This window comes from Synechococcus sp. RS9907 (assembly GCF_014279615.1).
GTDB lineage: Bacteria > Cyanobacteriota > Cyanobacteriia > PCC-6307 > Cyanobiaceae > Parasynechococcus.
This window is the reverse complement of record NZ_CP047944.1, coordinates 1,803,459-1,829,046: the sequence shown is the minus strand read 5'-3', so window position 1 is coordinate 1,829,046 and position 25,588 is coordinate 1,803,459. Positions and strand designations below refer to the sequence as shown.

Sequence of the window (25,588 nt, the reverse complement as noted above, 5' to 3'; positions counted from 1 at the left end):
CTTTTGTACTATCGCTTCAATTGCTCCTGTTCTGATGGCTGTCGCTCAGCTCAAAAATCTGCAGCGGCGTCTGCAGTTGTTGTCGGATGAGGCGGAACAAGGCCTCAACCGCGTCTGTGGCCATGAGTTGTGGAAGTCGGTGGGCCCCGATGCGGTGGATGGCGTGGAGGACCCCGATCGACGGGCTGAGGCCAACTACTGGTACGGCCAGTGGAATGTGGTGCGTGAGCTGCAGGAGTCGATCGGTTGATGGCGGAACCGTGTTGTTCGTCCCCAGTGCCCCAGTCGCTGGATCAAACCCAGGCGGTGGAAGCCCGCTATGGGGCTGCGGCCCAAGAACAGGAAGCCTGCCTTTGCACCCCGGTCGGCTTCGACCCTGCCCTGCTCAAGGTGATTCCTGATGCAGTCGTTGAACGGGATTACGGCTGTGGTGACCCCACCCGCTGGGTGAAGCAAGCGGACCGCGTGCTGGACCTGGGCAGCGGCAGCGGAAAAAACGCCTTCATCTGCAGCCAAATTGTCGGTGCATCCGGTCGCGTGACCGGTGTGGACCGCAACGCCGACATGCTGGCCTTGTCGCGTCAAGCGATCCCGGTTGTTGCTTCAGCCCTCGGCTTCGACAACGTCCGTTTTGTTGATGGGGCCATCGAAGCCCTGGATGCCCCCACGGCCACAGGTGAACCCCTGATCGCAGACGCTTCGATCGATGTGGTGCTGAGCAACTGTGTGCTCAACCTTGTGAACCCATCAGCACGCGACAGGCTCCTGGCCAACATTCGCCGGGTCCTGGCCCCCGGTGGTCGCGTTGCCATCAGCGACATTGTTTGCGATCAGGTGGTGCCCCTGTGTTTGCAGCAGGACCCTGATCTCTGGAGTGGCTGCATCAGCGGCGCATGGCAGGAGCAGGCCTTCCTGGAGGCCTTCGAAGCTCTTGGCTTTGAGCAGGTTCGCTACGCCGATCGCAGTGAGCAGCCCTGGCGTGTGGTGGAGGGCATTGAATTCCGGGCGGTCACCCTCGTCGGTGCCCTCCCCGCCGATGTCCTCCCCGCTGAGCACCAGCCCTTGAGCTGCTGCTGATCAGCCGGTTGAGCCGTTCCTGTTCAGCTGCAGTCACCACTCGCCAACTGCCGGGTTGAAGGTCCGTTAGGTCCAGCGGGGGACCGTTGTCCATCAGATCGATGCAGCAGCGCACCAGACGCAACGTCGGCAGGCCAACAGCCGCCGTCATCCGGCGCACCTGCCGGTTGCGCCCCTCGGTGAGGGACAGCTCCAACCAACTGGTGGGAATAGCAGCGCGAAAACGAATCGGAGGTGTTCGCTCGGGCAACGTCGGTTGGTCTTGGCCCTGAAGCCAGCGCGCCTTCGCCGGCAAGGTCCGGCGCCCCTGGACCACAACCCCATCGCAGAGCTGTTGCAGTTGAGTGGTGTTGGGAGTTCCTTCCACCTGTGCCCAGTAGCTGCGCCAATGGCCAAAGCGAGGGTCGGTGAGGCGCTGTTGGAGACGGCCGTTGCTGGTGAGGATCAGCAGCCCCTCGCTGTCGGCATCGAGCCGGCCCGCGGCATACACCTGGGGCACATCAACAAAGTCGCTCAGGCAACGCCAGCGGCTTCCTTCCTCCGGCGTGAATTGACTCAAAACCCCGTAGGGCTTGTTCAGCAGCAGCGTCGTCAAGTCAGCTTGCGTTTTCGCGCATCCTCCACAGGTTGACCACGCCAATGGAGATCAACAGCAGGCCGAGATCCAGGCTCAACGGGGGGAGAATCACGGCAGGGGGATGTGTGTCGGCGTTGGAGCCTAAGGGCTGTGTTGTCTCTGCGGGGTGCAAGTGGCCTTCTAAACTGGCTGTAGCAAGACAGAACTGGCCACCAGCGCATGATCGAAACCTCGGGCGTGATCGAGAAGGAACAGGGCAACGGGTTCTATCTGGTCACCCTCGAGCAGCCTGCTGGCCACCAATGCCTCTGCAGAGCCGCTGGAAAGCTCACCAAGTTCCGGATCAAATTGCTCGCTGGTGACAAGGTGCTGGTGGAGATCAGCCCCTACGACCTCACCCGCGGCCGCATCACCTACCGCGAGCGCAATGCCGGTGCTCCCGGCGGTCGTCCCGGCGGCAACCGCCCCGGCGGACCGCGCCGCCGCTGAGGGCTGCCTGAGGGCTGTCGCCCTCAGGCAGCAGCCTGAAGGCAAGCTTCAATCGCAGCTTTGAATTCACTTCGCTGCTTCACGCCGCGCCACTGCTTCACCATGGCCTTGTTGTGGAACAGTTGCACCGTGGGTGTGCCGTTCACTCCGGCCTGTTCAGCGATCTCCTGATCGGCTTCGATGTCGATGACAACGGCTTGGGCGGATCCATCAAGTTCTTCAATCACCCGCTGCAACTGGGGTTTCAGCACGTGGCAAGGTCCACAACTCGGTGAGGTGTAAATCACCAGCAGCGGCTTGGCGCTGTCGTGATAAAGCTTGCGCAGGGCAAAGCTCCCTTTCTGCCAAAGCCCTTGGGGGTCGTAGGTGGCTTCCGTGGTGACATCCACATTCACCGGGCGTTCGGCCACCGCCGGCTCCAGCTGCTCACGCTGCACCCGGGTGGCCAGGTTGTGGTGACTCAGCCAGCGCTCCGCTGCCAAGGCCGCCTTGCAGCCGCTGCCAGCTGCGGTGATGCCCTGTCGCCATTCGGCATCGGCCACATCGCCGGCCGCGAAAACGCCTTCCATGGACGTTTCCGGTCGTCCGGGTTGCGTTGTCAGGTAACCCTTGTCGTCCAGATCGATTTGCCCCTGAAGCAGATCGGTGTTGGGGGTGTGGCCGATGGCATAGAAGAGCCCCTTAACGGCGATGGTGGATGAACTGGCCTCGATGCGATTGCGCAGGGTCATCGACTGCATCCAGTCGTCCCCGCTCACGTCCTCGATTTCGCTGTTCCAGTGCACCGTGATCGCGTCGTTGGCCAACACCCGATCAGCCATCGCGGCACTGGCGCGGAGCTTGTCGGAGCGCACCACCAGATGCACATGGCTTCCGTACTTGGTGAGGTACACCGCCTCCTCGCAGGCGGAGTCGCCGCCGCCCACCACGGCGAGTTCCTCATTGCGGAACTGCGGTGTGGCGCCGTCACAGATCGCGCAGGCGCTGATGCCTTTGCTCCAGAAGGTTTGCTCTGAGGGAAGTTGGAGGCGGTTGGCACTGGCGCCGGTGGCGATCACCAGGGCGTGGGTGCGGATGGTCTGCCCCTCGACCTCAATGCGGTAGGGCTTGGAGCTCAGATCAATGCTGTCGGCATCTGCTTCCAGCAGGTGGGTGCCCCAACGCACCGCCTGGGACTTCATCAGGTCCATCAGGTCGGGCCCGAGCACACCATCAGGGAAGCCCGGAAAATTCTCCACATGGGTGGTGGTCATCAGCTGGCCACCGGGGATGCCACCGCGTTGGAACCCAGTGATCAGCAGCGGTTGAAGGTTGGCCCGTGCTGCGTAGATGGCGGCTGTGTACCCGGCTGGCCCTGACCCAACGATGACCAGGTTTTCGATGTGATCCGTACCGGCTTGACCCACCGCTTAAGCGAACTGACTATGAGTTAAATCTAAAGCCCTGCTGGAAGCCGACGTGAGCAAAGGCTTGGAAATGAATGAATGAGATTTAGAAGAATTTAAGAAAAACTTTAGATTTCAACTTGTGAGTCGTTGGCGCTGGGGTCGTGAATCGGACGCCGTTTGCTCGGGTTGCGCGGAGCTGCCAAAACATTGGCCTCAAGCATCTCCACGTTTTCGCCGATGCATGTGATCCATTCGCAGAATTCTTGCGTTATCGCATAACTGTCTTCATAGCGCTCTTCCTTGTCCAGGACTGCGATGCGCGTGGATGCCCAGCCCGTTGCAACGACGATCCGGCGTTCCATTGCGGCGTCCATGACTGTCTCCTTGATGTTGATCAGGTTGGCGGATCGGGGGTCCCTTTCAGCCACCCATTTGCACAAATTCGCATTTTCCTCTGGCCAATGCTGTGCTCAGCGCTGCAAAAAAGCGGGTAATTCGGGCGTTTTCAGCCGGATCACAGCGCCGGCTCCGTCCTCCACCGCTTCCAGGGGAAGGCTCGGTCCGCGCCAGGCGCCAACCCCCGGCTGCTCGTCTTCGGCCTCCTGCTCCTGAGGCCGCAGCACGTAGGGCTCAGCCACCGACCATGAGCGGGCGTACTCCATCAGCAGTGGGTCTGCTGGAGCAAACACGTAGGAGGCTTCCCTGGGGATGGCTTCACGGGCGGCCAGTTCAGGAGTCATTCGCACAGCCCGGGTGATGCCCTGCACAAACCGGCTGCGGGTCACCACGGTGGTCAGGTAGGCCACCACCCGCAGACGTGGCGCATCAAAGCCTTCCGCGCACATGTCGATGCTCACCAGCCAATCGGCTTCACCGCTTTGGAAGGCGTTCAAGCGCTCCGTTGCTTGTGGGCTCTGGGAATGGATCAATTCCACCCGGTTGCCGTCGTCCATCAACACCCGGCTGATGGCTTCGGCGTGGCTGATGTCGCGGGCGATGACAAGACCAGCAGCCTGCGGTTGTCGCTCACGCAACTGGTTCAGCTTCTGCTGGGCGCGCAGCAGCACCTGCTGGCCAATGCTGCTGCTGTCGGCCAGGCGAATGGCGCGACGCAGGTTTCGCGCGCGCCAGCTTTCCCGTTGCTCCGCCGAGAGGGGGGAAACGTCGCGGTCCGGGTGTCCTTCGCGGCTGTGTTCCACCCAGCCGTCCTGAAAACGGAACTCCAGGGGCCGCACATCCCCTGCGGCGATCAAGTCCCTGGGTTCAACGCAGAGATCCGGTCGGATCTGCTCAACCCAACCGCTGTCATCAAGCCGCACCCGCATGCGCCGGGCGGCGCAGAACGCCAGGTTGTCGGCACGAAAGGGGGTGCCGGTGAGCCCCAGGCGCAGCCGCACGCTGCCGGTCAGCTCCAGAAAGGTCTGCCCCCAGGCGGTGGCATCCGGTTCGTCGGGATCAACGCCGAGATGATGGGCCTCATCGGCGATCGCCATGCAGGCGCTCAGGCTCCATTGCTTGAGCCGTTCCCCCAGAGCCTCGCGCTGGCGACCGGCCCCCTGATAGGTCACCAACAAGCCATCAGCGTCCTGGCTTTGCTCCGGCGGGCAGGGCCACTCCTCCAGCCGCAAGCCAAGACGCGCCGCGGCGGATTTCCACTGATTGAGGATTGAGGTCCGGTGGCAGAAGACCAGGAAATGGTCCAGCCGGCCCTGATCGCGCATGGCACGGAATCCCAGCAGCGCCCCGAGGGTTTTGCCTGCTCCGGGGCCTGCAAACACCAGCAGGTCGCGGCTGCTGCCCTCAAGCTCGAGCCTGCGCCGCAGCAGCTGGATCAGCTGTTGCTGCCACTGCCTTGGTTGAACGTGTCTCGGTTGAACTGGTCTTGGTTGCCCTTGGCCGGCTTGGGCTTCGTTCGTGGTCTGCCTGGCCGGGAGGTTGAAGCTGACGGCTGAGATATCACCTCCCGGGAAGATGAGTCTTTTTAACCATTCCTTTGCGCCGTGGCATCTCTACCGTCCGGCCATCAGCTCCATCGGGATCGGGTCCCGCCCATCGCCATGGCCCAACGTCGTTTCTTCAGCAGCCCCCTCGATCAGCAGCGCGACCGGCTCGATGGCTGCTGGCAACTTGAATGCGACATCGATCCGTTGATTCTTCGGGCCCGCGTCCTGCACCGCCGCGGAGAGGTGAACGGGGCCGCCGGCCTCGAACAGGAAGTGCTGCCGATCGTCTGATCCGGCAGCACGTCTTGGATCATCAGCGCTTGCTTGAGAGCGCCTGCTTCAGAGCGCTTCGGCGTGGTTGACCACCAGGTGCTCCACTTCCTTCAAGGCCTCCTCCGAGGCGGAACGAGCTGCCGTGAAATCCCCCTTGGCGGTGTCCAGCAGCTGCTGAGCGAGCCGATCCAGCAGCTCCTCTTTGTGCTCCTCAAGCATCGCCACGATCTCGGTCTCCACCAAGGTGCGCACCGCCTGAATGCGCAGGTCGTCGTTGTCGGCCTCCGCGAAGGTGCCCTGCACGAGTTCCTGGATGAACAGGCGGTGCACCTCGCTGCTGCGCAGGAAGCTTTCCGTGGCGTTGATCATCCCGTCCACCAGGGTGCGATCGGGTTCGCTCTCGCCGTCGTTGAGCTTGAACTCCCAGTCGAGATGGCGTCGCTGCCAGCCGGCCGTGTGCAGGCTCGGCATCACGCTTTGCGAAAAGGTGTCGACGGAGATTTCATAAATCCGCTCCGCCAGCCGTTCACACCAGTCTTTGCCGTGCAACTGGAGGGTGGACTGCATGGTTTCTCGTTCAACGGCATGGCCACCGTGGTGGCTGTGGCAGAGGCCGTCCGGACACTCGATTGCGCTGAGACCCATGGGGAGCACAGAGGGTGCACTTCACGTAGCAAGAGCGACAGAACTGAGGGCCTTTCTTCAGGAAGGTTCCTGATCGCGAGAAGGCGACCTCGTAACCTCGCTTGGGTCGGTGGTTGTGTTCGCCTTGCCCAGACTTCTGATACCGGTGGAGTCGACACCGGGAGAAACCCGGGTCGCGGCAACGCCGGACACGGTCAAAAAATTCGTCTCGTTGGGCTGCAGCGTCGCAGTCGAATGCGGAGCCGGTACTCCCTCCGGATACCTCGATGAGGCCTACGCCGAGCAGGGCGCAGATCTCATTGAGAAAGGAGACACGTCGGCCTGGGGTCAGGCCGACGTTCTCCTCTGTGTTCAATCGCCGAGCGCAGCCACCCTGGCCCGCTTGCGCCAGGGAGCGCTGGTGGTCGGTCTTCTTTCCCCCTACGCCAACGAAGAGCTGACGGCCGCCCTGAAGCGCAGCGGCCTTTCAGCCATGGCGCTCGAGCTGTTGCCCCGGATCAGCCGGGCGCAGTCCGCCGATGCGCTCTCCTCCCAGGCCAACATCGCGGGCTACAAGTCGGTGCTGCTGGCCTCCGCCGCGCTGGACCGTTATTTCCCGATGCTGATGACGGCGGCGGGCACCGTTCAGCCGGCCAAGGTGGTGATTCTTGGAGCCGGTGTGGCGGGCCTTCAGGCCGTGGCCACGGCGCGACGTCTGGGTGCTGTCGTGTACGTCAGTGACATCAGACCTGCGGTGAAGGAGCAGGTGGAATCCCTCGGCGCCCGTTTCATTGAGCCTCCCGAAATGGAGGACAAGCCTTCGGAATCCGGTGGCTATGCCAAACAGGCCTCCGATGCCTTCCTGGCGGCCCAGCGTCAGCAGCTGTCGGATCAGCTGGCGGAGGCCGACGTGGCCATCTGCACAGCCCAGGTGCCCGGCCGCCGCGCTCCGCGTTTGATCAGCGAAGACATGCTCGATCGGATGCGCCCCGGCGCGGTGGTGGTGGATCTGGCCGTGGCCCAGGGCGGCAACTGTGCCGACACCGTTCCTGGCAAGACCGTGGATCGCAAGGGTGTGAAGCTGATCGGTGGTAACGACCTGCCCTGCAGCGTTCCCAATCACGCCAGTGCGCTCTACGCCCGCAACCTCGTGGCTCTGCTGGAGCCCACCTTGAAGGACGGCGTCCTCAGCCTTGATCCCGAGGATGAACTGATCGCCGGCTGTCTGATCGCCCAGGACGGCACCATCCGTCGTGGCGATGTCCTTACCCCAGGTGCCAACTGATGTTTGTTGAATTCCTCTGGGTTCTCCTGCTTGGCAGCCTGCTTGGGCTGGAGCTGATCGGCAAGGTTCCCCCCACCCTGCACACTCCCTTGATGAGTGGTGCCAATGCCATCTCGGGCATCACCGTGTTGGCAGCACTCACCGCCATCATCAAAGCCGGCGACAACACCGTACTGTTGCTGCTCGGTTCCGTCTCGCTGGGCTTTGCCCTGTTCAACGTGATCGGGGGCTTCCTCGTGACCGATCGCATGCTGGCCATGTTCAGCCGCAAGCCTGCTCGCAAGGAGAACCGCTGATGTCTGACCTACTCAAATACGCGATCGAGCTGGCTGCGGTTCTGCTGCTGGCCCTCGGCATCAAAGGTCTCTCCAAGGTGCGTTCCGCCAGGGGCGCCAACCAGCTGGCCGCTGTGGCCATGGGCCTTGCGGTGCTGGGTCTGCTGATCAACTACCTCGGCACCAGCGGCATCAGCATCGCCGCCTGGACCTGGATCATCGCCGGAACGTTGGTGGGTGGTGTGCTCGGCGCCATCACCGCCCAGCGGGTGCCGATGACCTCGATGCCGGAGACGGTCGCCCTCTTCAACGGCTGCGGTGGCATGTCGTCACTGCTGGTGGCTCTGGCTGCTGCGCTTTACCCGGCGGCCCTCGATGCGGCAGGCCCTGTGGCCGTGGTGTCGATCGTTGTCTCCGTGTTCGTGGGTGCGATCACCTTCACCGGCTCGATCGTGGCCATGGCCAAGCTGCAGGGTTGGCTGTCCACGCCGGCCTGGATGCAGAGCAAGGCGCGCCACGCCGTGAACATTGCGCTGGCGGTGGCATCCCTTGTGGGTGCCGTTGAGATGCTGCGCAACGCTGATTCGAGCACGGGCCTCTGGCTGCTGGTGGTGGCCTCCGGCCTGCTGGGAATCGGGGTGACGCTGCCGATCGGCGGCGCCGACATGCCCGTGGTGATCTCCCTGCTGAACAGCTATTCCGGTGTGGCTGCCGCTGCTGCCGGTTTCGTGGTGGGCAGTCAGTTGCTGATCGTGGCCGGCGCCATGGTTGGTGCTGCTGGCCTGATCCTCACCCAGGTGATGTGCAACGGCATGAACCGATCCCTGGTGTCTGTGCTGTTCGGTGGCGCCCTGGGTGCCACGACCGCTGCAGGCGGTGGCGGCGGTGAATACATCAACATCACCAGCTGCAGTGTTGAGGAGTGCGCTCTCACCCTTGAGGCCGCTGAACGGGTGGTGATTGTTCCGGGCTATGGCTTGGCCGTGGCTCAGGCGCAACACACGCTCAGGGAAGTGACTCGGGTGCTGGAGAGCGCTGGTATCGATGTGGCCTATGCCATTCACCCGGTTGCCGGTCGTATGCCGGGTCACATGAACGTGCTCCTGGCTGAGGCCGATGTGCCCTACGAGCAGCTGCAGGAGATGGATCAGATCAATCCCGAGTTCCCCGCCACCGACGTGGTGTTGGTGCTGGGGGCCAATGATGTGGTCAATCCCCAGGCCAAGAACGACCCCAATTCGCCGCTCTACGGCATGCCCGTTCTGGATGTGCAGGACGCCCGCACGGTGTTCGTGGTGAAACGGGGCATGAGCGCTGGCTACTCCGGCATCAAGAACGATCTGTTCGAGCTGGCCAACACCTCGATGCTGTTCGGCGATGCCAAGAAGGTGCTCGGCGACCTCCTGGTGGAACTCAAGGATCTGGGCCTGGGCAAGAAGTGATGGGCCGCGGCGTGGATAACCCCCAGCTGCGAGAGCGGCTGGGGGTTCCGTCGTTTGAGCAGCGCTGGCCGTGGATCGGCGGCGACCTGCAAACCCTGCGCGACACCCTGCGCGAGGTGGATCTCCCCCACGATCAAGGGGTTCCGATTGAAATTCCCGTGCCAGCCCTGCCCAGTGGAGCGGCGGCTGCCGGGTCGTTGCTGGCCCTGCTCGATCAGCCGGAAGGGGACCCCAAGGGCTTGGTTTTGCTGCTCCATGGGCTGGGTGGATCCAGTTCCCGGGAGGGCCTGAGGCGGATGGGTGTGGCGCTCCAGGCCGCCGGTTTTGCAGTGCTGCGCCTCAACCTGCGCGGTGCTGATCCAGGCCGCCACCTTGCGGGTGGCACCTATGCAGCACGCTGCAACAGCGATCTGCTGCCGGTGATTGCGCGGGCCCGAAGCTTGGCGGCGGGTCGCCCACTGCTGGGGGCAGGCATCTCCCTGGGCGGCACGATGCTGCTCAATGCCGCTCTGGCTTCCCCCGGTGTGCTTGATGGCCTCTTCTGTGCCAGCAGTCCCCTGGATCTGGCGGCCTGCAGCGCCTCGATCGAGCGACCGCGCAATCGGGTTTACCAACGCTGGCTGCTCAAGCGGTTGGTGCGTCAGACCCTGGCAGATCCCTTTGGGGTGAGCGTCGACGAGGAAGCCCAGCTGCAGGCGACGCCCCCTCGTTCGATTCGTGAGTTCGACAGTGCCGTGACGGCTCCCCGCTGGGGGTTTGCGGATGTGGAGGCCTACTACCGCGAGGCCTCACCCCTGCAGCATCTGGTGCCCGCCTGCAACGCGATGCCGCCCACCTTGCTGCTGCAGGCCCTGGATGATCCCTGGGTTCCTGCTTCCTCTGCAATGGATCTCGCAGAGGCGCTGCCTCCGGAGGCTGCGATTAGCACCTTGTTCACGCCACGGGGAGGGCACAACGGCTTCCATGGCCGCGACGGATGCTGGGGCGACCAGCTGGCGGCGGCCTGGCTCAGGGACGTTGTTGCTGCTTAAGCCGTGATCCCCACATGTTGTGGGGCCCTCTCGCCTCAGTAGTAGAAGGCCCGATCGCTTGGGTTCTGGTACACAGCGCCACCACAGCGGGTGGCAATCCTCCACAGCGCTTTGTGGATCGGTGTGTAGTCGTAGCGCACCAGCTCAGGAAACCTCTGCTTCAGCAGTTGAGTTCCACGCCAGGCGTTGTAGTGCGGAATCGATGAATTCACGTGATGGCACACGTGGGTTGAGCCGATTCCATGGTGCAGCAGGTTGAGGATGGGCCCGTAGGGACGATCAACCGTTTGCAGGGCTCCCTTCGACCACGTCCAGGTTTCGTTGGAGAAGTGAGGGATATCGGTGTTGGTGTGCTGCAGCCAGGTGTAGGTGGTCAGCCACATGTTGATCACCAGGTAGGGCAGGCCGTAGACGCACAGCACACGGAGCAGGGAAAACTGCACTGAGGCGATGATCAAGAAGGCAACCATGGCGAGCAATCCCAGGTTGGATCGCAGCATCCACTTGCCGAAAGACTGCGGGAAAAGGCGGCGTTTGCCGTTGAAATTGCGCTTGCGATTCCAGAAATGAGAGGTGGGGGAGTCGTAGTCCTCGCCGCCGGTGGCGCCCAGGAAGAGATAAAGCTGCCAGCCAATCACGAGGTGATTGAACAGAGAAATGATCCCGAAGACGGTGGGATTCAACCTCTGCTTGAGCTGTTCTGTGGTTCGTCCCATCGGTGACGTTGCCCGCGGCGGAACATGGGTTTCTCCCTGTTCCAGGTGATTGCAGTGGGCGTGGTGCACCGCGTGGCTGTGGGCCCAGCTGTAGTACGGCACCAGCAAAATGCTGTGGAGCACAAATCCCACAACGCCTTCAATCCGGCGGTTGGGGTGGAAGGCGTGGTGGCCGCATTCATGGGCGATCACCCAGCAGCCCATCGCGATGGTGCCGGTGATCACGCCGTAGAGGAGCCAGAGGGGGATGGCGTCTGCCGAGAGCGGAATCAGGGTTCCCAGGCCGACGGCCAGAAGCGAAAGCCCAGCAGACATGGCCAGGCTCGCCCAGGACTTCGCTGGGCTCAGCTTTGAGAGCTCTGCTGGCAAGGCGCTGAGCAGCTCAGCCTTGCTCGGGTAGAGGATTGATTCAGCGCTGTCTTCCGGGGCTGGATTTGCGGGTCGGGTCGCTGTTGCAAATGCCAAATGGAAGCCTCAAGACAAGCGCTCATCTGTTGGCGCTTAAGATTTTCATCATAATTGCCTGGGCTGCGACCTGTGGGCGCATGGTGCTCCAGAGCCCAATGGCAATTGTTCGGATTTCGTTGTTTGGAATTCCGGCTGAGTTTGAACCTCTTTTTGCTCAGAGTTCCTTCTCTTGGGTGCAAATTTAGCCTTTCGCTAATGCTTTGCTGGATTTATTTGGGATCAAATTTCGCCTGAAGGGGCGCCAGTGGTTGTCTCGAATGGTGTTCTTTTGAGGATCCATTCTTCAACGGGTTGTTGGCCGATGATGTGTTGTTCGATGATTCTTTTGACGCGATCAGGCGAAACGTCGGCGTACCAAATTCCGTCTGGCCAGACCAGAAGAATCGGCCCTCGCTCGCACACCCTGAGGCAATCGGCTTTGCTGCGCAGAACAATTCCCTCCGGGCGTTCCGTGTTTTCGAGATTCAGTTCGCGAACAACGCTCTTCAGTTCATTCCAGGTTTGTGCTCCAACCGCTGAATCGCAGCATTTGGCTTTGGTGGCGGTTGCACAGAGCAGGAGGTGATGGCTGACCCGTTGCATGCCTAAGCGGCGAGCGCTCCCATGGGCAAACGGGTCACCCCGCGGTTCACCTGTTCTCGCACGGCGGTTCGCGCCCACTGATCCACCCGCAGCACGTCGTCCAACTGGGGTTGGGCCATCAGATCGGGTTTATGACGCTCGCAGGCGGCCTCGATCACGGCTGGGATGTCGAGGAAGTGAATTTTCTCCTCGAGGAACTGCGCCACGGCTTCCTCGTTGGCAGCATTCATCACCGCAGGCATGGTGCCGCCGGCGCGTCCGGCGGCGTAGGCCAGCTCCATGCAGGGGTACTTGGCGGGATCGGGGGCCCGGAAGCTGAGCTGACCCACTTCCGTGAGATCCAGTCGCCGCCATGGCGTCTCCAGGCGAGAGGGCCAGCTGAGGCAGTAGAGGATCGGCAGCTTCATGTCGGGCCAGCCCAGTTGGGCCAGCACGGAGGAATCCGCCAGTTCGATCATCGAATGGATGATGCTCTGGGGATGGATCACGATCTCGATGTGGTCGTAATCCAGGCCGAACAGGTAATGGGCTTCGATCACCTCCAGCCCCTTGTTCATCAAGGAGGCGGAATCCACGGTGATCTTGCGGCCCATGCTCCAGTTGGGGTGACTGGTGGCATCGGCCACGGTGGCCTTTTCAAGGTCGGCGGCCGTCCAGTCGCGGAAGGCGCCGCCGGAGGCTGTGAGCTGAATCCGGCGCAGCCCCGGTGTGGGCACGCCGGTGGAGAGGCGTGCGTTTTCAGCCCAGGGGGTTCCCTGTAGGCACTGGAAAATTGCTGAGTGCTCCGAATCCGCCGGCAGCAGACGGCTGCCGCTCTTCTTCAGCTCCGGCAGCACCACGGGGCCGGCTGCAATCAGCGTTTCCTTGTTCGCCAGAGCCAGGTCTTTGCCGGCGCGGATCGCCGCCAGGGTCGGCAACAGACCGGCGCAACCAACTATGCCCGTCACCACCAGGTCGGCGCTGTCCCAGGCGGCAGCAACGTTGAGACCATCAGCACCTCCCACCAGCTGGGGTGCATCAGCGCCTGTGACGCCGGCGTCCTGCAGACGCTCCTGCAGTTCGGGCAGGAGATCGGCATCGGCCAGGGCCAACACCTCAGGGCGATGCCGCTGAACTTGGTCAACCAAAAGCTTCAGGTTGCGGCCGGCCGTTAGGGCCACAACGCGGAACTGCTCTGGAAACTCCTCAGCGATCTGGAGGGTCTGGGTGCCGATCGAACCGGTGGATCCCAGCACGCTGATGGCTTTCATGCTGTTCCGGCAGTTGCGACAAGTCTCCCACCAAGACCGTTGAACGCTGGCAAGCTGGCGGACAGCTTGTGGAGAGCGCATGGTGAAGGAACAGTGGCGATCGGGCCTGGGGTTTGTCCTGGCGGCTGCGGGCAGTGCCGTGGGTCTGGGCAATCTCTGGGGCTTTGCCTACCGCGCCTCCCAGGGAGGTGGCGGCGCCTTCCTGCTGCTCTACGTGGTGATTGTGCTGTTGGTCTGCCTGCCGGTGCTGGTGGCCGAAATGGTGCTGGGGCGCAGCACCGGCCAAAGCCCCCTGCTCGCGCCAGTGGCGGCCGCAGGTCGCCGTTGGCAGCCGATGGGTTGGCTGTTCGTGCTGGCGGCCAGCGGAATCCTGGCCTTCTATGCCGTGTTGATGGGGTGGACCGGGGCCACCCTGGTGCAGACCCTCACCCAGGGGCTCCCGGCGGATATCGCTTCAGCGGAAGCCTTTTTCGCCGGCCTCAGTGGCGGCCGCTCCGCCTTGATCGGCCAGCTGCTCAGCTTGGTGGCGACTGCTGCTGTGGTGGCGGCCGGCGTGCGCGGAGGCATTGAGCGGTTGTCCCGCTGGGGGCTGCCGCTGTTGTTTGTGCTGCTGATTGGCCTTGCGGTCTGGGCCGCTGGTCTTGACGGGGCCTCGGAGGGCTATCGCACCTTCCTGCTCCGCTGGGACAACAGCCAGCTGCAGGATCCAACAACGATTCGCAATGCCTTCACCCAGGCCTTCTTCTCGATTGGCACGGGCATCGGCTGCATCCTGGCCTATTCGGCCTATCTGAGCCGGCGCGCCCATCTGCCGCGGGAAGCCGTGGCGGTGGTGGGGATGGACACCGCTGTGGGCTTGCTGGCCGGCATGGTCACCTTCCCCGTGGTGATGAGCTTTGGCCTCCAGGATGTGATCAGTGGCTCAACCCTGGGCACGATCTTCATCGCGCTGCCCACGGGCCTGGGTTCGCTGGGCGCCACAGGTCAGTTGGTGGCGGTGCTCTTTTTTGCTCTGGCTCTGATTGCAGCGATCACCTCAGCGGTGTCGCTGTTGGAGGTGCCGGTGGCCTGTTTGATCGATCGCCTGGGGTGGAGCCGCTCCCGGGCCGTCTGGGTGTCCACGGCGTTGATCTTTGTGGCCGGTCTTCCAGCGGCCACCTCCATGGACGTTCTCGGCTGGATGGATTCCGTGTTCGGGGGCCTGCTGCTGATTCTGGGGGGCTTGCTCCTGGCCCTGTTGCTGGGTTGGGTGCTCCCCGCCCGTTTTCAGGAGGAGCTCAGCCATTCGGGGAGCCCGATCTTGCTGCAGCGCTTTCTGCTGGTGATGCTGCGCTGGATTTCGCCGCCGGTGATCGCCGTTGGTCTGGTGATCAGCGTGATTGATCTGATCACCAGCTGAAGGGATTCACCTGGCGGGTGCCTACGGCTGATCCGAGGAATTGAGCATGGATTCCATCTTGCGAATCCTCTGCAGCATCTTGTCCCACACCTCTGCTTTCCAGGCTTGCTCCCCATCGCCCGTGGACGCGGCCAGTTGCTTCTGAGCCGTGAGCTTCGCCTCAAGATCCTCGCCGGCATCAAGGGCCTTCATCAGCTCCATCTCGAGCTTGGCGGTTTCCATGAAGTTCAGCTTCTTCAGCCAGAGCATGGGGATAGAAAGCATTCAGGTTCATTCTGATTGATCAGGCTGCATGACCTAGCCACTATGAAGTATTTATTCGTTTACTATAATTTTAAGATCTTTTGATTTGCCTATTTCAATTTTTGTTGTGATGCGCAGTGCTGTATGCGATCAAAGATTGCAAGTGATTTCGCATGAGAGAAAATTGTGGTGGCAATTTAAAAAAAAACTTGAGATCAATGCGCTATCAACTCCCTGGGATGCTAGTGGTCTTCTGAGATAATATAATCTAGGCCCCCTCAGGTACTGGATTCGTTCCTGAAGCATGCTTATTCAGATATGAGTTTAGAGTAATATTTTTCAGACTGGATGTCTGAAAACCCTGCTACTTTTCTTATGAATAAGTAGCCTCTTGATCTTGTGTAATGAAGTAATTCACTATCGACAATCCATGACAAAGACTGCGTTTTTGTAGGATCATCATTGACAAAGATAAAATCTGAATCACTGACTGCATTCCCTTTTATGATTAACTGATTGGCCCAAAAGTATTCGTCTGGAACTTCTTTGCAGGGAAAATTATCAATATCAACATTTTTGATGGCATCGAAGTCAGCCTTAGTGATAGAAAAGAACATATTCTGCTTCACTAGATTTTTTGTTGATGGAAGATTGTAAAATTCTCTAATCCTATTATGTTCTCGTTGGTTCTTTTTGATTTGGTATTGGTGGAGACCATCTATAGGTTGTAGTGAGAATAATGTTTTAGTGCACAAGTTGCAAATTGTCTTGAAATTCCAAATGGGGAGTGAGTCACCAGATAGAAAGATGACTGCTTGACAGCCGTCGTCGAATGCTGTTTCTAATAACCTCTTAGTTGCATGCACTAAACTAATTGATGCCCATTCAGTCACCAATGGATGAGGATCAATAAAAACATTATCGAGAGCAGTTGAAACAACATTCGACTTTGCATGAATATAAATCGAATAACTTGATCTATCTGCCATGCTGAAAAATTTTTGCCATTTTTTTTGATATGAAATATTGTTTTTAACTAAGAAGCAAAATCCGATTTTCATCTTATTTTTTTGAGGATCTAAGTTATTTTAACATGAGTGGAGTATGGTTAAAGTCGAATAGATCGAAATCAATTTCTCTGAACCCATGCGACAGGAGCACCTTATCTATATTCTCATAGTTTTTATTTTGAGTGATTTTTTTGATTAGATTAAAGTCTCGGAGTTCTTTATCTTTTCTAGGGCTCATTCCCAATGAAGTCTCTGCAGACCAGTGAGAGAATTCGTTGATACTAGTATCTTTAAATTCTACAAATGTAACATCCTCTGATACTAGACGCTCAACACTATGAAGTGAGAATATTTGTTCCCAAAGAATTTCTTTAACGAAAAATACACCAGGAATATTGTCGAATATTCTCGCCTCGAATTCGTGAGCAGATTGGCGGCAATAAAATTTACTATTAGCACCCTTGAAAACTGTAAGCCCTTTCATAACACCAAAAACAGTAGAATCCACGCGAGTGGATTTTGTTTTCAAGACTTTTTTTAAAAAATCTTGAAAAGATTTTTCCATTGACTTAGGCAAAAACATATCACCGTCCCATTTACAAACTTTGCTGAAATTACATTTTTTCAGGCTGTAATTATAGAATGATGCTAAGGAATTCGGGCTATTTTGAGGCTCAATAAAATTATCTAGTCCACATCTTGCGATGTTAAATTTATAATGGTGGAGTTTTATTTTTGCTTTTAACAGCGGATGGTCATTCACGGCTCTTTTGATTTCCGAAATTGTATTATCAGCACTATCGTTGTCAACGATGACAATTTCATCGAAGCAGTTTTTTATTGAATTCAGCACATTGTAGATATTATCTTCTTCGTTTTTCAGCCTAATCATGGCACTTATTCCAGGCTCTTTTGCAACTGTTGTACCTCGATTGTCAAGATATAAAAACCTTTTGCTTAGATCATTTAAGTACGATTTTAATTCGCTTGAATTTTTTTCTAAAGATAGTTGTGCTCTTTCAGGGAGCTGCAAATTTTCTAATAAATATACTTCGGAAAAGCGTTTACTGCTTAATAGATCGAGGTTATTGTCTAAGTGCTTGGCATATTTTGATAAATAGATGCTTCTATAGTAATCATATGATTTTTCTAGTTGTTTTGGTGAGAAAAGCTTCGATTTAAACTTTAATTTGCTGGAAATTTCGCTGTCAATTTTATCAACAAAAATTTCCTTTAGCTTTACTTTATTGAAGCCGATACTGTTTTTGTTGATTAGATCATCAAGCAAGTCTTGGCTAGCCCTGCTTCTGTTTACTTCTTGGTTGCATTTAACTTTGTTTTCGTAAACACTTAGGTCGGCTTCTGATAAATAATTAGCAAATTTTAAAGGATCATTTTTGTAATCTTCAAAGCATGAAATTGATGTCGCGGCGCTTATTTTCTTAAGGTCGGAAAGTAAATACTTCCAATCACATTTTGCGAGATCATTTGTGCCTACAAAATCTCCGTCGAACTCCTTAAAAGGTCGCCACTTTAGGAATTCAGAATGTCTTGACAAGAGATAGTCAAAGTAGTTTCTCACGGTATAGATAATTTCTATTCTACCTTCAAAAATTTTGCTGACTTTTTCAAGATCACTAAGATCATATCCATTTCGCATGCATGCACAGGAATAGTTGGATGCACTATGATAAGCATCTGCTGAAATCCATTTGCTGAAAATATCTTGGCTCGGGCGTATTAAGTTCTCCTCTGAAATGATTAACATACTTGGCAACCCAAATGCTAAATTAGCAGCCTGTTTACAGATTGCGTATGCTAATCTTTTGCCAATATCTGCATTTCCTATTTCTTGCCGGGCCTTTATGAAGTCCTCTCTTAACTGATCATGATGAATGAAAATAGTATTTTGTAATGCTAGGTCGTAACGCGCTTCGAATAAAATATTTTGAATATAAGTTGTTGCTGTTTTATGAGCACCACAATGAACTTTAATTCTGGAGTGCTTGAATATTTCACTGAGCATTTCGTCAGATCTACTCTTAATATTTTCAGTTAAACTCTTAATACTAAGAAGTAGAGGCCTTTTCTCGCTCTGATCAATGTAGGTTTTTTCTATATAGCTTGTCAAGCAAATGCTTCTAGAGTATTTGATAAAATCTTTTGCTTTTTGGTTAAGCTTGGATGAATCTATTAGTTCAACAAATGATTGGGTATCCTTGATTTCACGCTTTAAGATGGTCTTAAATGGATTAGAATTAACACCAAATAATATCTCCGAATATCTCAAGGTATAATTTAGTGCGAGTTTATGCTCGGCAAATTCTCGAGAATCTGGTGCTGATGACGGGGCTCCTTCTTCAAACTTAACAAGGCCCTGAGGATAATAATATATATTTGGCAAAAACCGTATAATCTGAAGGGTAAAAAGTGCTCCATTGAAATATGTACAGGTTTCTGGAAGATGAAGATTGAATAGTCTTATGCTCTTGCGATTAAGAACTAATCGACTGCAATTGTGCCAGTCCTCTTCGTTAACCAGAGATAAAGGGATCTTGACAGAGGAATCTTCTTGCTCAGAATTTAAGCCTGGAATTTTCGTGGTATCCAGATCCTTGGTGTCTTGCAGATAAAGTGCTTGTGCTTTTGATTGCACAAGTCTCTCTATAATATTCGAGATCGTTTTATTGTCATCCAAAATAACATTTTTATCGATACACCATATATAGTCACCCGTTGCACATGAAATTCCTTCATTGTAAAGCGAGGATAAGTGCTCTCGCTTGAGGAATGACAAGTGGCTTGAGCGCTTGAGCTCATCTTTATATACGAGGAAGTCTAAGATGATTTGATCTTTAGTGTTGACTCTATTCGATATGACAATGATTTCAATATTTGAATAGTCTTGTGACTGTGCTTGCTCAAGGATGCGTATATAATCATTTTGGTTATGATCAATAACTAAGATAAGTGAAAGTTTGGGTTGGTTCATTCTCTTATACCTCATTTAAATTTTTTTGGGCGGGCTACCATTGATGTTATCCAAAGCATAAACGATCTTAGAAATGGGTTTTTAGCTGAAACGGCAAGTAATCGCAGTAAGGTATTGAAACTACTTTTATTAAGACAATATGCTTGGATTAGTAATTCTTGAGCTGACTTGTAGTTCTTATTCTTAATCCTTTTTTCGGCTCTTCGGCGGAGCGTTGAAGGGTTCACTCCGATCGTTTCATCGTAAAAGGGGAAGAAGCCTGTTAATGCTGAACTTATTCGTCTCGGAAGTTCTAATTCAAGATTTTGTGTTGTCTCAAGAACTTTTTTTGCTTGATGATCTCTTTCAATAGATATTCTTTTAATCTCTTCTTTGGATTCGAGATTTAATTCTTTGAGCGCACGTGATTCAATGAGCAATTCCTCGGCCGTTCTTCTCGATAGTTCTTCAAGAACAACAAGCTGTTTATTTTTGATTATTAAATCGCTTATCTCTTTCTCATGGCGACGTAATGCTTCTTTGTTCTCTGAATACATTTTATTTTGTAGCGCCTCTATCTCTGAAATGTGGTCTTTGATTGAGTCCTCGATTTTTGCTTGCTGTTGATTTTTGAGTAAATCTAACTCTGACGTATGCTGCTTTTTAATTGAATCTATTTTGGCTGAATATTGGGCTTTGATCGAATTCTTCTCTTCCTCGATTTTGTTTATCTTTTCTTTGCCTAGACTATGCAACTCTACAGCACGATTCGCTAAGGATAGAAAGGTATTAATTGATTTTAGTTCTTGATTGCTTGGTGGGCTTTGTTGATGTTCGTCTACTCTCGCGTAAGCAAGCTTAAAATTTGAAAAATCTTCTGAGTATCGCCCACATGCAATAGCTAGGTTTTGAGTGCTTAAGAAGCGTCTACTGTTGCTAAGTGGATTCTCGTTGACATGAGGGAACCTGTCGATAATAACAGTATCTGAAGTGTAGCCCAAGTGTTTATTGATTTGAATTCTAAGTTCTGTCCATCCTTCTTTCTTGGTGATATCAATTTTATCTAAGAAGGGCAAGATTTCTCTGGGGACTATTTCGCTGATCGGCGATGCGTGAGATGCTTTTTCGTTTTTAAAAATAGACCCCTTGGTGAGGAGGATATTTGCGATTTCATTGAAGTTGTCGAGAAAATTGTCTGTGTTTGTGTAGGGCTGAAGAAGTGGGTTTTTGTTTATTCGCTTATCCTTTATTTCTCGTTGATAGAAAGGTGTGCTTTCGAGGAGGTATTTTGAGCATATTGATGAACAAAGTCTGTCTATAGGGTCGCGAATTACCAGTATTTTTTTATAGTTCTCGTCCGCGAAGATTCGTTTTAGATTCCTTGTAGAGCTGTCCTGTGTGGATTTGAGATGCGTGTGTATGCACAATTCTTTTGTGTATTCGTGCGAAAATGTTTTTTCATATTCCCTGCTGGGCTCGACCAGGTTATCGTATAAGGACTTGAATATTGATGTGGAACCGCATTTTTGGGGGGCAATTACAAGTAATTTATGCTTGTCGTTAATGAAGATGCAATAGCCGGCAAGTCTCTTGGATAGATATTCAATGTAGCCGTTCATGGTTTCTCTCGAGTTTGCCATTGCCTCCCGGATTATTGCACGGCCTTGGTTTCTGAGTCAGGCCTCCTGAATCTATGAAGCTTCCGCCTGCACTTGCTTATCGAATCAATTGCGTGGGCTTAGGTCGGTAAGAGTGGTTGTTGATGATATGTGCTGGTTTGATAGGAATCTTGCATTGCTTCTCCTTCAGGCCTGCTCTTTGTTTCAGGCAATGCGGCTGTGATCAGCTCGTTTGGCCGGGTTTTCAATTTTTTATATCTGACTGTACGAAATTTGAGCTTTTGGGGCTTCTGTCCCGGCTTTGTTGATTCTTTTTTGCTCATATGGGTTCTAGATTTCTCTTCTTCTAATCCACTTTTTACAGCGCTTCGCCTTCCTGTATTGTTTCGCGTCTTCAATCGATTCAGAACTAGGTCTTGCCGGGATCAGGTGCGGATCCACTCCGTCACCCCGCCGGGTTTGTCGATCAGCTCCACCCCTTGGGTGGCCAGCTCATCCCGGATCCGGTCGGCCTCCGCGTAATCCTTCGCCGCTTTCGCCGCCCTGCGTGCCGCGATGGCTGCATCAATGGCACCGTCGTCGAGGCTGGTGGCGGCTTCCGCTTCCGAGCGGAGTCCCAGCACCGCCGCCAGGTGTCGCAGCAGCTGCCAACGGCCCTCCAGAACCTTCAACTCCGGCTCAGGCAGGGCGGCGTCTTCCCCCCGTTCCAGCCGGTTGGCGAGGGCCCGCAGGGGCTTGGCCAGATCGAACAGCACGGCCAGTCCGCCCGAGCTGTTCAGGTCATCGTCCATGGCGCTGATGAAGCGTTGTTCGAACTCCACCAGAGCGGTGTCGGCTGGACCTCCGTTGGCGGTCATGGCGCCCTCTGTGAGCGGTGCGGCGATGCTCCAGCCAAGGCTCTCGCCGTGGCGATCGCCAAGGCTCAGGGCCGCATTCAGACCCTTCCAGCCGGTGGCTGCGGCCTCAAGGGACTCGGCGGTGAAATCAAGCGGTTTGCGGTAGTGCGCCTGCAGCACAAACAGGCGAAGGGTCATCGGCGAGATTCCACTGTCCAGCAAGGCGCGGATGGTGGTGAAGTTGCCGAGCGATTTGGACATCTTGGTGCCACCGACATTGACCATGCCGTTGTGCATCCATAGCTTCGCCAGGGTTGTGCCGTTGGCGGTTTCCGATTGAGCAATCTCGTTTTCGTGGTGCGGGAACACCAGATCTCCGCCACCGAGGTGAATGTCAATGGTTTGCCCCAGTTCCTGGCGCACCATCGCTGAGCATTCGATGTGCCATCCCGGGCGGCCTGGCCCCCAGGGGGATTCCCAGCTGGGTTCTCCGGCTTTGGCCCCCTTCCACAGGGCGAAATCAAAGGGATGACGCTTGCGGCTTTCCTCTCCATCAGCGGTTCGACCGCTGGCTCCTTGCTGCTGGTCGTTGGGGTCGCGGCCGCTGAGCTTGCCGTAGTTCTTGGCCTTCGAAATGTCGAAGTAGACATCACCGTCTGAGCTGTAGGCGGCTCCTTTGGATTCCAGTTCGCTGATCAGTGTCTGGATGCCTTCGATGCAGCCGGTGGCCCGAGGCATTCGGTCGGCCGGCAGAATATTTAGACGCCCCATGTCGACCTCGAACGCTTCGATATTGCGTTCGCTCACCGCCTGCATCGTGATGCCCTCCTCATTGGCGCGGTTGAGGATCTTGTCGTCGATGTCGGTGTAGTTCTGGACGTAGGTGACGTCGTACCCGCGCCAGATCAGATAACGGCGCAGAACATCCCAGTTGATGTAGCTGCGGGCATGGCCCAGGTGGCAGAGGTCGTAGACCGTCACGCCGCAGCAATAAATGCTGGCTTTGCCCGCGGTGAGGGGCTCGAACGCTTCGGTGCGGCTGGTGAGGCTGTTGGTGAAGCGCAGGGACACAGCTGATCAGGAGCTCAGGATGAGGCTACGGCCTGTTCGGCTGCGCTTATTTCGCTTCCATCCAGTTCGCGCCGACGCCGGTCTCCACCACCAGGGGAACACTCAGCGCAACAGCCTGTTCCATGGTCTGCACCACCAGCTCTCGGGTGGCGTCCAGGGCGTCCGGCGCCACCTCGAGCACCAGTTCGTCGTGCACCTGCAGCAGCAGCTGGGCCGGTAGGCCCTGACGCTGCAGGGCGTCTTGCAGCTGCACCATCGCCACTTTGATGATGTCGGCACTCGAGCCCTGAATTGGGGCGTTAGCCGCTGCCCGCAGTTGCTGCGCCTCCATGCCGCCGCGGCGGGCCACATCCAGGTCGATCTCCAGCGGGTCCTTGCCCAGCAGCCGCCCCAGGCCGTTGCGATCGAAGTGGAACGGCCGCCGGCGGCCGAGAATCGTTTCCACATAACCGCGGCTGAGGGCGAGCCGCTCCTGCAGCTCGAGGAAGGCGAACACCTTCGGGTAGCGCTGCTTGTACTTGGCCAAGAACTCCTTGGCTTCGCTCTGGCTCACGCCGGTTTCCCGGGCGAAGCGCTGGGCTCCCATGCCGTAGATCACGCCGAAGTTGATCGTTTTGCCGAGTCGACGCTCGTTCGGGCTGACTTCGTCCTTGTCCAGCAGCAGCCTGGCGGTCAGTGCGTGCACGTCGTCGCCGCTGCGGTAGGCCTCCTGCAGCACCTCTTCTCCCGAGAGGTGGGTGAGGATGCGCAGCTCGATCTGGGAGTAATCAGCGCTGAGCAGGGTCCAGCCCTCCTGTGGCAGAAAGGCCTTGCGGATCCGCCGGCTGTACTCGGTGCGCACCGGAATGTTCTGCAGGTTGGGGTTGCTGCTGCTCAGCCGCCCCGTTGCCGTCACCGCCTGGTTGAAATCGGTGTGGACCCGCCCGGTTTCCGCTTCCACCAGCTGCGGCAAGGCGTCGATGTACGTGCTCTTGAGCTTGCTGAGCACCCGGTGCTCCAGTACCAGGGGTACCACCGCGTGGTCGTTGCCGAGTTTCTCCAGCACGGTGGCGTCGGTGCTGAAGCCGGTTTTGGTGCGCCGGGATTTCTTGCGATCCAGGCCAAGGGTGTCGAACAGCAGCTCCCCCAGCTGCTTGGGTGAGGCCAGGTTGAAGTCCACTCCAGCGGCCGCTTTGGCATCGGACTCCAGCTGCTGCAGGGTGGAGCCCATCTCCTCGGAAAGGCCCTGGAGATAGGGCACATCAATGCGAATTCCGGTGGATTCCATCCGGGCCAGCACCGGTTCCAGCGGCTGCTCCACCTGCTCCAGCAATGGCAGCAACTGCGGACCCATGGCCTCCAGCTGACGTCGCAGCAGCAGGGCGAGGCGATGGGTGACGTGCACGTCCATGCCGCAGTACAGGCTGGCGGGCTCCAGCGGCACATCGGCGAAGGTTTGCTTCTTGCCCACCAGATCGGTGAAGGCGGTGGGCTGGAAGCCGAATTCCCGTTCCGCCATCAGCTCAAGACCGTGTTTGGCTGCGGCATCTCGCAGGTAATCAGCCAGCAGCGTGTCGATCACGACGCCCTCCAGGGCAACGCCATGCCGCAACAGGATCAAGCGGTCGTATTTGGCGTTCTGCAGGGCCTTGGGGTGGTTGCTGCTGGCCAGCCAGGGGGCAAGGGCGGTGAGCACGGTTTCCAACGGCAGCTGCTCCGGGCTGCTGTCTTCGCTGCCTTTGTGGCCCAGCGGGATGTAGGCGAGCGCGTCTAGGGCCTCTCCCCAGCAGATGCCGATGCCCACCAGTTCGGCACGGAACGGGTTGAGGTCGGTGGTTTCGGTGTCGAAGGCCACAGGCAGGCTGCTGTCGGTGCAGGCCATCAGCCTTTGCACCAGGGCATCCAGGGCCGTTTCGGTCTGGATCAGCTGCGGTTTCAGGGCCGGCAGCCCCACGTCGTCGTTGGTTGCCGGTTCGGTTGCGGCTTCGGCCGCAGGCTGTTCCGCGCTGGCTGAGCGGCGCGGGGTCTTGGCTGCAGCGGCCTCTGCATTGACCCCGTAGCCCCCTTCGGAAAACGCCGCCACAAAGCCCCCCACCTGGCGCAGCAGGCTGTTGAGCTCGAGGTCTTCCAGGCAGCTGCTCAGGCCATCAGCATCCACCGACGACAGCGGCAGGCTGGGTTCCTTGGGCAGGGGAACATCCACGAGAATCTCGGCCAGCTTGCGCGACAGGTAGGCGTTGTCGCGGTCGGCGCGCAGCTTCCCTTTCAGTGCACCTTTGATGGCGCCCCGGCTGGCTTTCGGCCCTTCGGCTTCCACTTGCTCGAGGGTGGCGTACACCGCGTCGAGGTCGCTGTTGTCTTTCAGCAGGTTGATGGCTGTTTTGGGGCCAACCCCGCGCACGCCGGGGATGTTGTCGGAGCTGTCCCCGGTGAGGGCCTTGAGGTCCACCACCTTGTCGGGCATCACGCCGAGCTTGCCGAGCACCCCTTCTTCGCGGATCAGCGTTGGGCCACTGCTTTTGGCGTAGGGGCCGCCACCCATGTAAAGCACTGCGATGTCACGGCTGTCATCCACCAGCTGGAACAGGTCGCGGTCTCCCGAGAGGATCCGCACGCCCCATCCCGAGTCGGCCGCTCGGTTCGCCAGGGTTCCCAGCACATCGTCGGCTTCGTAGCCCGGTGCCATGCAGAGGGGGAGCTGCAGGTGCGTTTCGAGGATCTGCTGCAGCTGGTCGAGGTCCTGGAAGAACACCTCAGGGGCCACATCCCGGTGGGCCTTGTAGTTGGCGTCAGCCTTGTGGCGAAAGGTGGGCTCGGCTGTGTCGAAGGCGATGGCAACGCCTTCGGGCTTCAGGGTTTTGCTGTTGTCCAGCAGGGCTTTGAGAAAGCCGTAGGTCACGCTGGTGGGCCGGCCGTCTTTGGTGGCCAGCCCCCCTTCCCCGCCCTTGCTGAAGGCGTAGAAGCTGCGGAAGGCCAGGGAATGGCCATCCACAAGCAGCAGAAGGGGCTTGGCGGTGGCCTCGGGCATGACGGTGTTGAG

The 25,588-nt window shown here is 56.9% G+C and carries 23 protein-coding genes; 9 read left to right on the top strand and 14 right to left on the bottom strand.

The window, feature by feature from the left end; all coding sequences use genetic code 11:
* Nucleotides 1-34: 34 nt before the first annotated feature.
* The gene (locus tag SynRS9907_RS10180; RefSeq protein ID WP_186495858.1) at nt 35-250 is read left to right on the top strand and encodes a hypothetical protein; all 216 of its coding nucleotides are present in this window, start codon (nt 35-37) and stop codon (nt 248-250) included.
* A complete protein-coding gene (locus tag SynRS9907_RS10175) occupies nt 250-1,077 on the top strand; it encodes a methyltransferase domain-containing protein (RefSeq protein WP_188020920.1) in 828 nt (275 codons plus the stop codon). The genes SynRS9907_RS10180 and SynRS9907_RS10175 overlap by 1 nt, the downstream gene beginning before the upstream one ends.
* On the opposite strand, the gene SynRS9907_RS10170 is transcribed toward SynRS9907_RS10175, so the two are convergent.
* Entirely contained in the window at nt 1,010-1,672 is a 663-nt protein-coding gene (locus SynRS9907_RS10170; RefSeq protein WP_255445865.1) for a pseudouridine synthase, read from the bottom strand. The genes SynRS9907_RS10175 and SynRS9907_RS10170 overlap by 68 nt on opposite strands.
* Nucleotides 1,673-1,873: 201 nt before the next feature.
* Between SynRS9907_RS10170 and infA the strand changes: the two genes are divergently transcribed.
* The gene (infA, locus tag SynRS9907_RS10165) at nt 1,874-2,143 is read left to right on the top strand and encodes a translation initiation factor IF-1 (RefSeq protein WP_006041809.1); all 270 of its coding nucleotides are present in this window, start codon (nt 1,874-1,876) and stop codon (nt 2,141-2,143) included.
* A gap of 23 nt (nt 2,144-2,166) precedes the next feature.
* Here infA and trxB read toward each other — a convergent pair whose 3' ends face one another.
* From trxB to SynRS9907_RS10150, 3 genes are all read right to left on the bottom strand, one after another.
* On the bottom strand, nt 2,167-3,549 hold the full coding sequence (trxB, locus tag SynRS9907_RS10160; protein WP_188020918.1) for a thioredoxin-disulfide reductase: 1,383 nt from the start codon (nt 3,547-3,549) through the stop codon (nt 2,167-2,169).
* A 107-nt stretch (nt 3,550-3,656) separates the two neighbouring features.
* Nucleotides 3,657-3,905: a hypothetical protein gene (locus SynRS9907_RS10155; RefSeq protein WP_255445864.1), complete on the bottom strand. Its 249-nt coding sequence runs from the start codon at nt 3,903-3,905 to the stop codon at nt 3,657-3,659.
* Nucleotides 3,906-4,001: 96 nt separating this feature from the next.
* Entirely contained in the window at nt 4,002-5,357 is a 1,356-nt protein-coding gene (locus SynRS9907_RS10150) for a DEAD/DEAH box helicase (RefSeq protein WP_370586637.1), read from the bottom strand.
* A gap of 174 nt (nt 5,358-5,531) precedes the next feature.
* Here SynRS9907_RS10150 and SynRS9907_RS10145 point away from each other — a divergent pair, with 174 nt between their 5' ends.
* The gene (locus SynRS9907_RS10145; protein WP_186510690.1) at nt 5,532-5,765 is read left to right on the top strand and encodes a hypothetical protein; all 234 of its coding nucleotides are present in this window, start codon (nt 5,532-5,534) and stop codon (nt 5,763-5,765) included.
* Nucleotides 5,766-5,813: 48 nt separating this feature from the next.
* Here SynRS9907_RS10145 and SynRS9907_RS10140 read toward each other — a convergent pair whose 3' ends face one another.
* Entirely contained in the window at nt 5,814-6,392 is a 579-nt protein-coding gene (locus SynRS9907_RS10140; protein WP_188020916.1) for an EF-1 guanine nucleotide exchange domain-containing protein, read from the bottom strand.
* A 124-nt stretch (nt 6,393-6,516) separates the two neighbouring features.
* Here SynRS9907_RS10140 and SynRS9907_RS10135 point away from each other — a divergent pair, with 124 nt between their 5' ends.
* From SynRS9907_RS10135 to SynRS9907_RS10120, 4 genes are read left to right on the top strand one after another with little or no spacing between them, the layout of a single operon-like run.
* Nucleotides 6,517-7,656: a Re/Si-specific NAD(P)(+) transhydrogenase subunit alpha gene (locus SynRS9907_RS10135; RefSeq protein ID WP_244278586.1), complete on the top strand. Its 1,140-nt coding sequence runs from the start codon at nt 6,517-6,519 to the stop codon at nt 7,654-7,656.
* Nucleotides 7,656-7,952, top strand: a complete 297-nt coding sequence (locus SynRS9907_RS10130; protein ID WP_011364925.1) for an NAD(P) transhydrogenase subunit alpha — start codon at nt 7,656-7,658, stop codon at nt 7,950-7,952. The genes SynRS9907_RS10135 and SynRS9907_RS10130 overlap by 1 nt, the downstream gene beginning before the upstream one ends.
* A complete protein-coding gene (locus SynRS9907_RS10125) occupies nt 7,952-9,373 on the top strand; it encodes an NAD(P)(+) transhydrogenase (Re/Si-specific) subunit beta (RefSeq protein WP_188020915.1) in 1,422 nt (473 codons plus the stop codon). The genes SynRS9907_RS10130 and SynRS9907_RS10125 overlap by 1 nt, the downstream gene beginning before the upstream one ends.
* A complete protein-coding gene (locus tag SynRS9907_RS10120) occupies nt 9,373-10,404 on the top strand; it encodes an alpha/beta fold hydrolase (protein ID WP_188020914.1) in 1,032 nt (343 codons plus the stop codon). The genes SynRS9907_RS10125 and SynRS9907_RS10120 overlap by 1 nt, the downstream gene beginning before the upstream one ends.
* A 35-nt stretch (nt 10,405-10,439) precedes the next feature.
* Here SynRS9907_RS10120 and SynRS9907_RS10115 read toward each other — a convergent pair whose 3' ends face one another.
* The 3 genes from SynRS9907_RS10115 to SynRS9907_RS10105 form a co-directional block, all read right to left on the bottom strand.
* A complete protein-coding gene (locus tag SynRS9907_RS10115) occupies nt 10,440-11,585 on the bottom strand; it encodes a fatty acid desaturase (protein ID WP_188020913.1) in 1,146 nt (381 codons plus the stop codon).
* Between the two features lie 222 nt (nt 11,586-11,807).
* Complete coding sequence (locus SynRS9907_RS10110; RefSeq protein WP_188020912.1) at nt 11,808-12,170, bottom strand: ferredoxin; 363 nt, start codon at nt 12,168-12,170, stop codon at nt 11,808-11,810.
* Nucleotides 12,171-12,172: 2 nt separating this feature from the next.
* Nucleotides 12,173-13,420, bottom strand: a complete 1,248-nt coding sequence (locus SynRS9907_RS10105; RefSeq protein WP_188020911.1) for a 1-deoxy-D-xylulose-5-phosphate reductoisomerase — start codon at nt 13,418-13,420, stop codon at nt 12,173-12,175.
* Between the two features lie 79 nt (nt 13,421-13,499).
* Here SynRS9907_RS10105 and SynRS9907_RS10100 point away from each other — a divergent pair, with 79 nt between their 5' ends.
* On the top strand, nt 13,500-14,819 hold the full coding sequence (locus SynRS9907_RS10100) for a sodium-dependent transporter (protein ID WP_188020910.1): 1,320 nt from the start codon (nt 13,500-13,502) through the stop codon (nt 14,817-14,819).
* 21 nt (nt 14,820-14,840) lie between these two features.
* Here SynRS9907_RS10100 and SynRS9907_RS10095 read toward each other — a convergent pair whose 3' ends face one another.
* The 6 genes from SynRS9907_RS10095 to polA form a co-directional block, all read right to left on the bottom strand.
* Nucleotides 14,841-15,083 carry a hypothetical protein gene (locus tag SynRS9907_RS10095; protein WP_370586604.1) on the bottom strand — a complete coding sequence of 81 codons (243 nt, stop codon included), beginning with the start codon at nt 15,081-15,083 and terminating at the stop codon, nt 14,841-14,843.
* A 287-nt stretch (nt 15,084-15,370) separates the two neighbouring features.
* Entirely contained in the window at nt 15,371-16,123 is a 753-nt protein-coding gene (locus SynRS9907_RS10090) for a beta-1,6-N-acetylglucosaminyltransferase (protein WP_188020909.1), read from the bottom strand.
* 22 nt (nt 16,124-16,145) lie between these two features.
* Complete coding sequence (locus SynRS9907_RS10085; protein WP_188020908.1) at nt 16,146-19,064, bottom strand: glycosyltransferase family 2 protein; 2,919 nt, start codon at nt 19,062-19,064, stop codon at nt 16,146-16,148.
* An 11-nt stretch (nt 19,065-19,075) separates the two neighbouring features.
* A complete protein-coding gene (locus SynRS9907_RS10080) occupies nt 19,076-20,662 on the bottom strand; it encodes a sulfotransferase family 2 domain-containing protein (RefSeq protein WP_188020907.1) in 1,587 nt (528 codons plus the stop codon).
* A 425-nt stretch (nt 20,663-21,087) separates the two neighbouring features.
* A complete protein-coding gene (gene cysS / locus SynRS9907_RS10075; RefSeq protein ID WP_188020906.1) occupies nt 21,088-22,569 on the bottom strand; it encodes a cysteine--tRNA ligase in 1,482 nt (493 codons plus the stop codon).
* A gap of 46 nt (nt 22,570-22,615) precedes the next feature.
* On the bottom strand, nt 22,616-25,576 hold the full coding sequence (gene polA / locus SynRS9907_RS10070; RefSeq protein WP_188022435.1) for a DNA polymerase I: 2,961 nt from the start codon (nt 25,574-25,576) through the stop codon (nt 22,616-22,618).
* Between the last annotated feature and the right edge of the window lie 12 nt (nt 25,577-25,588).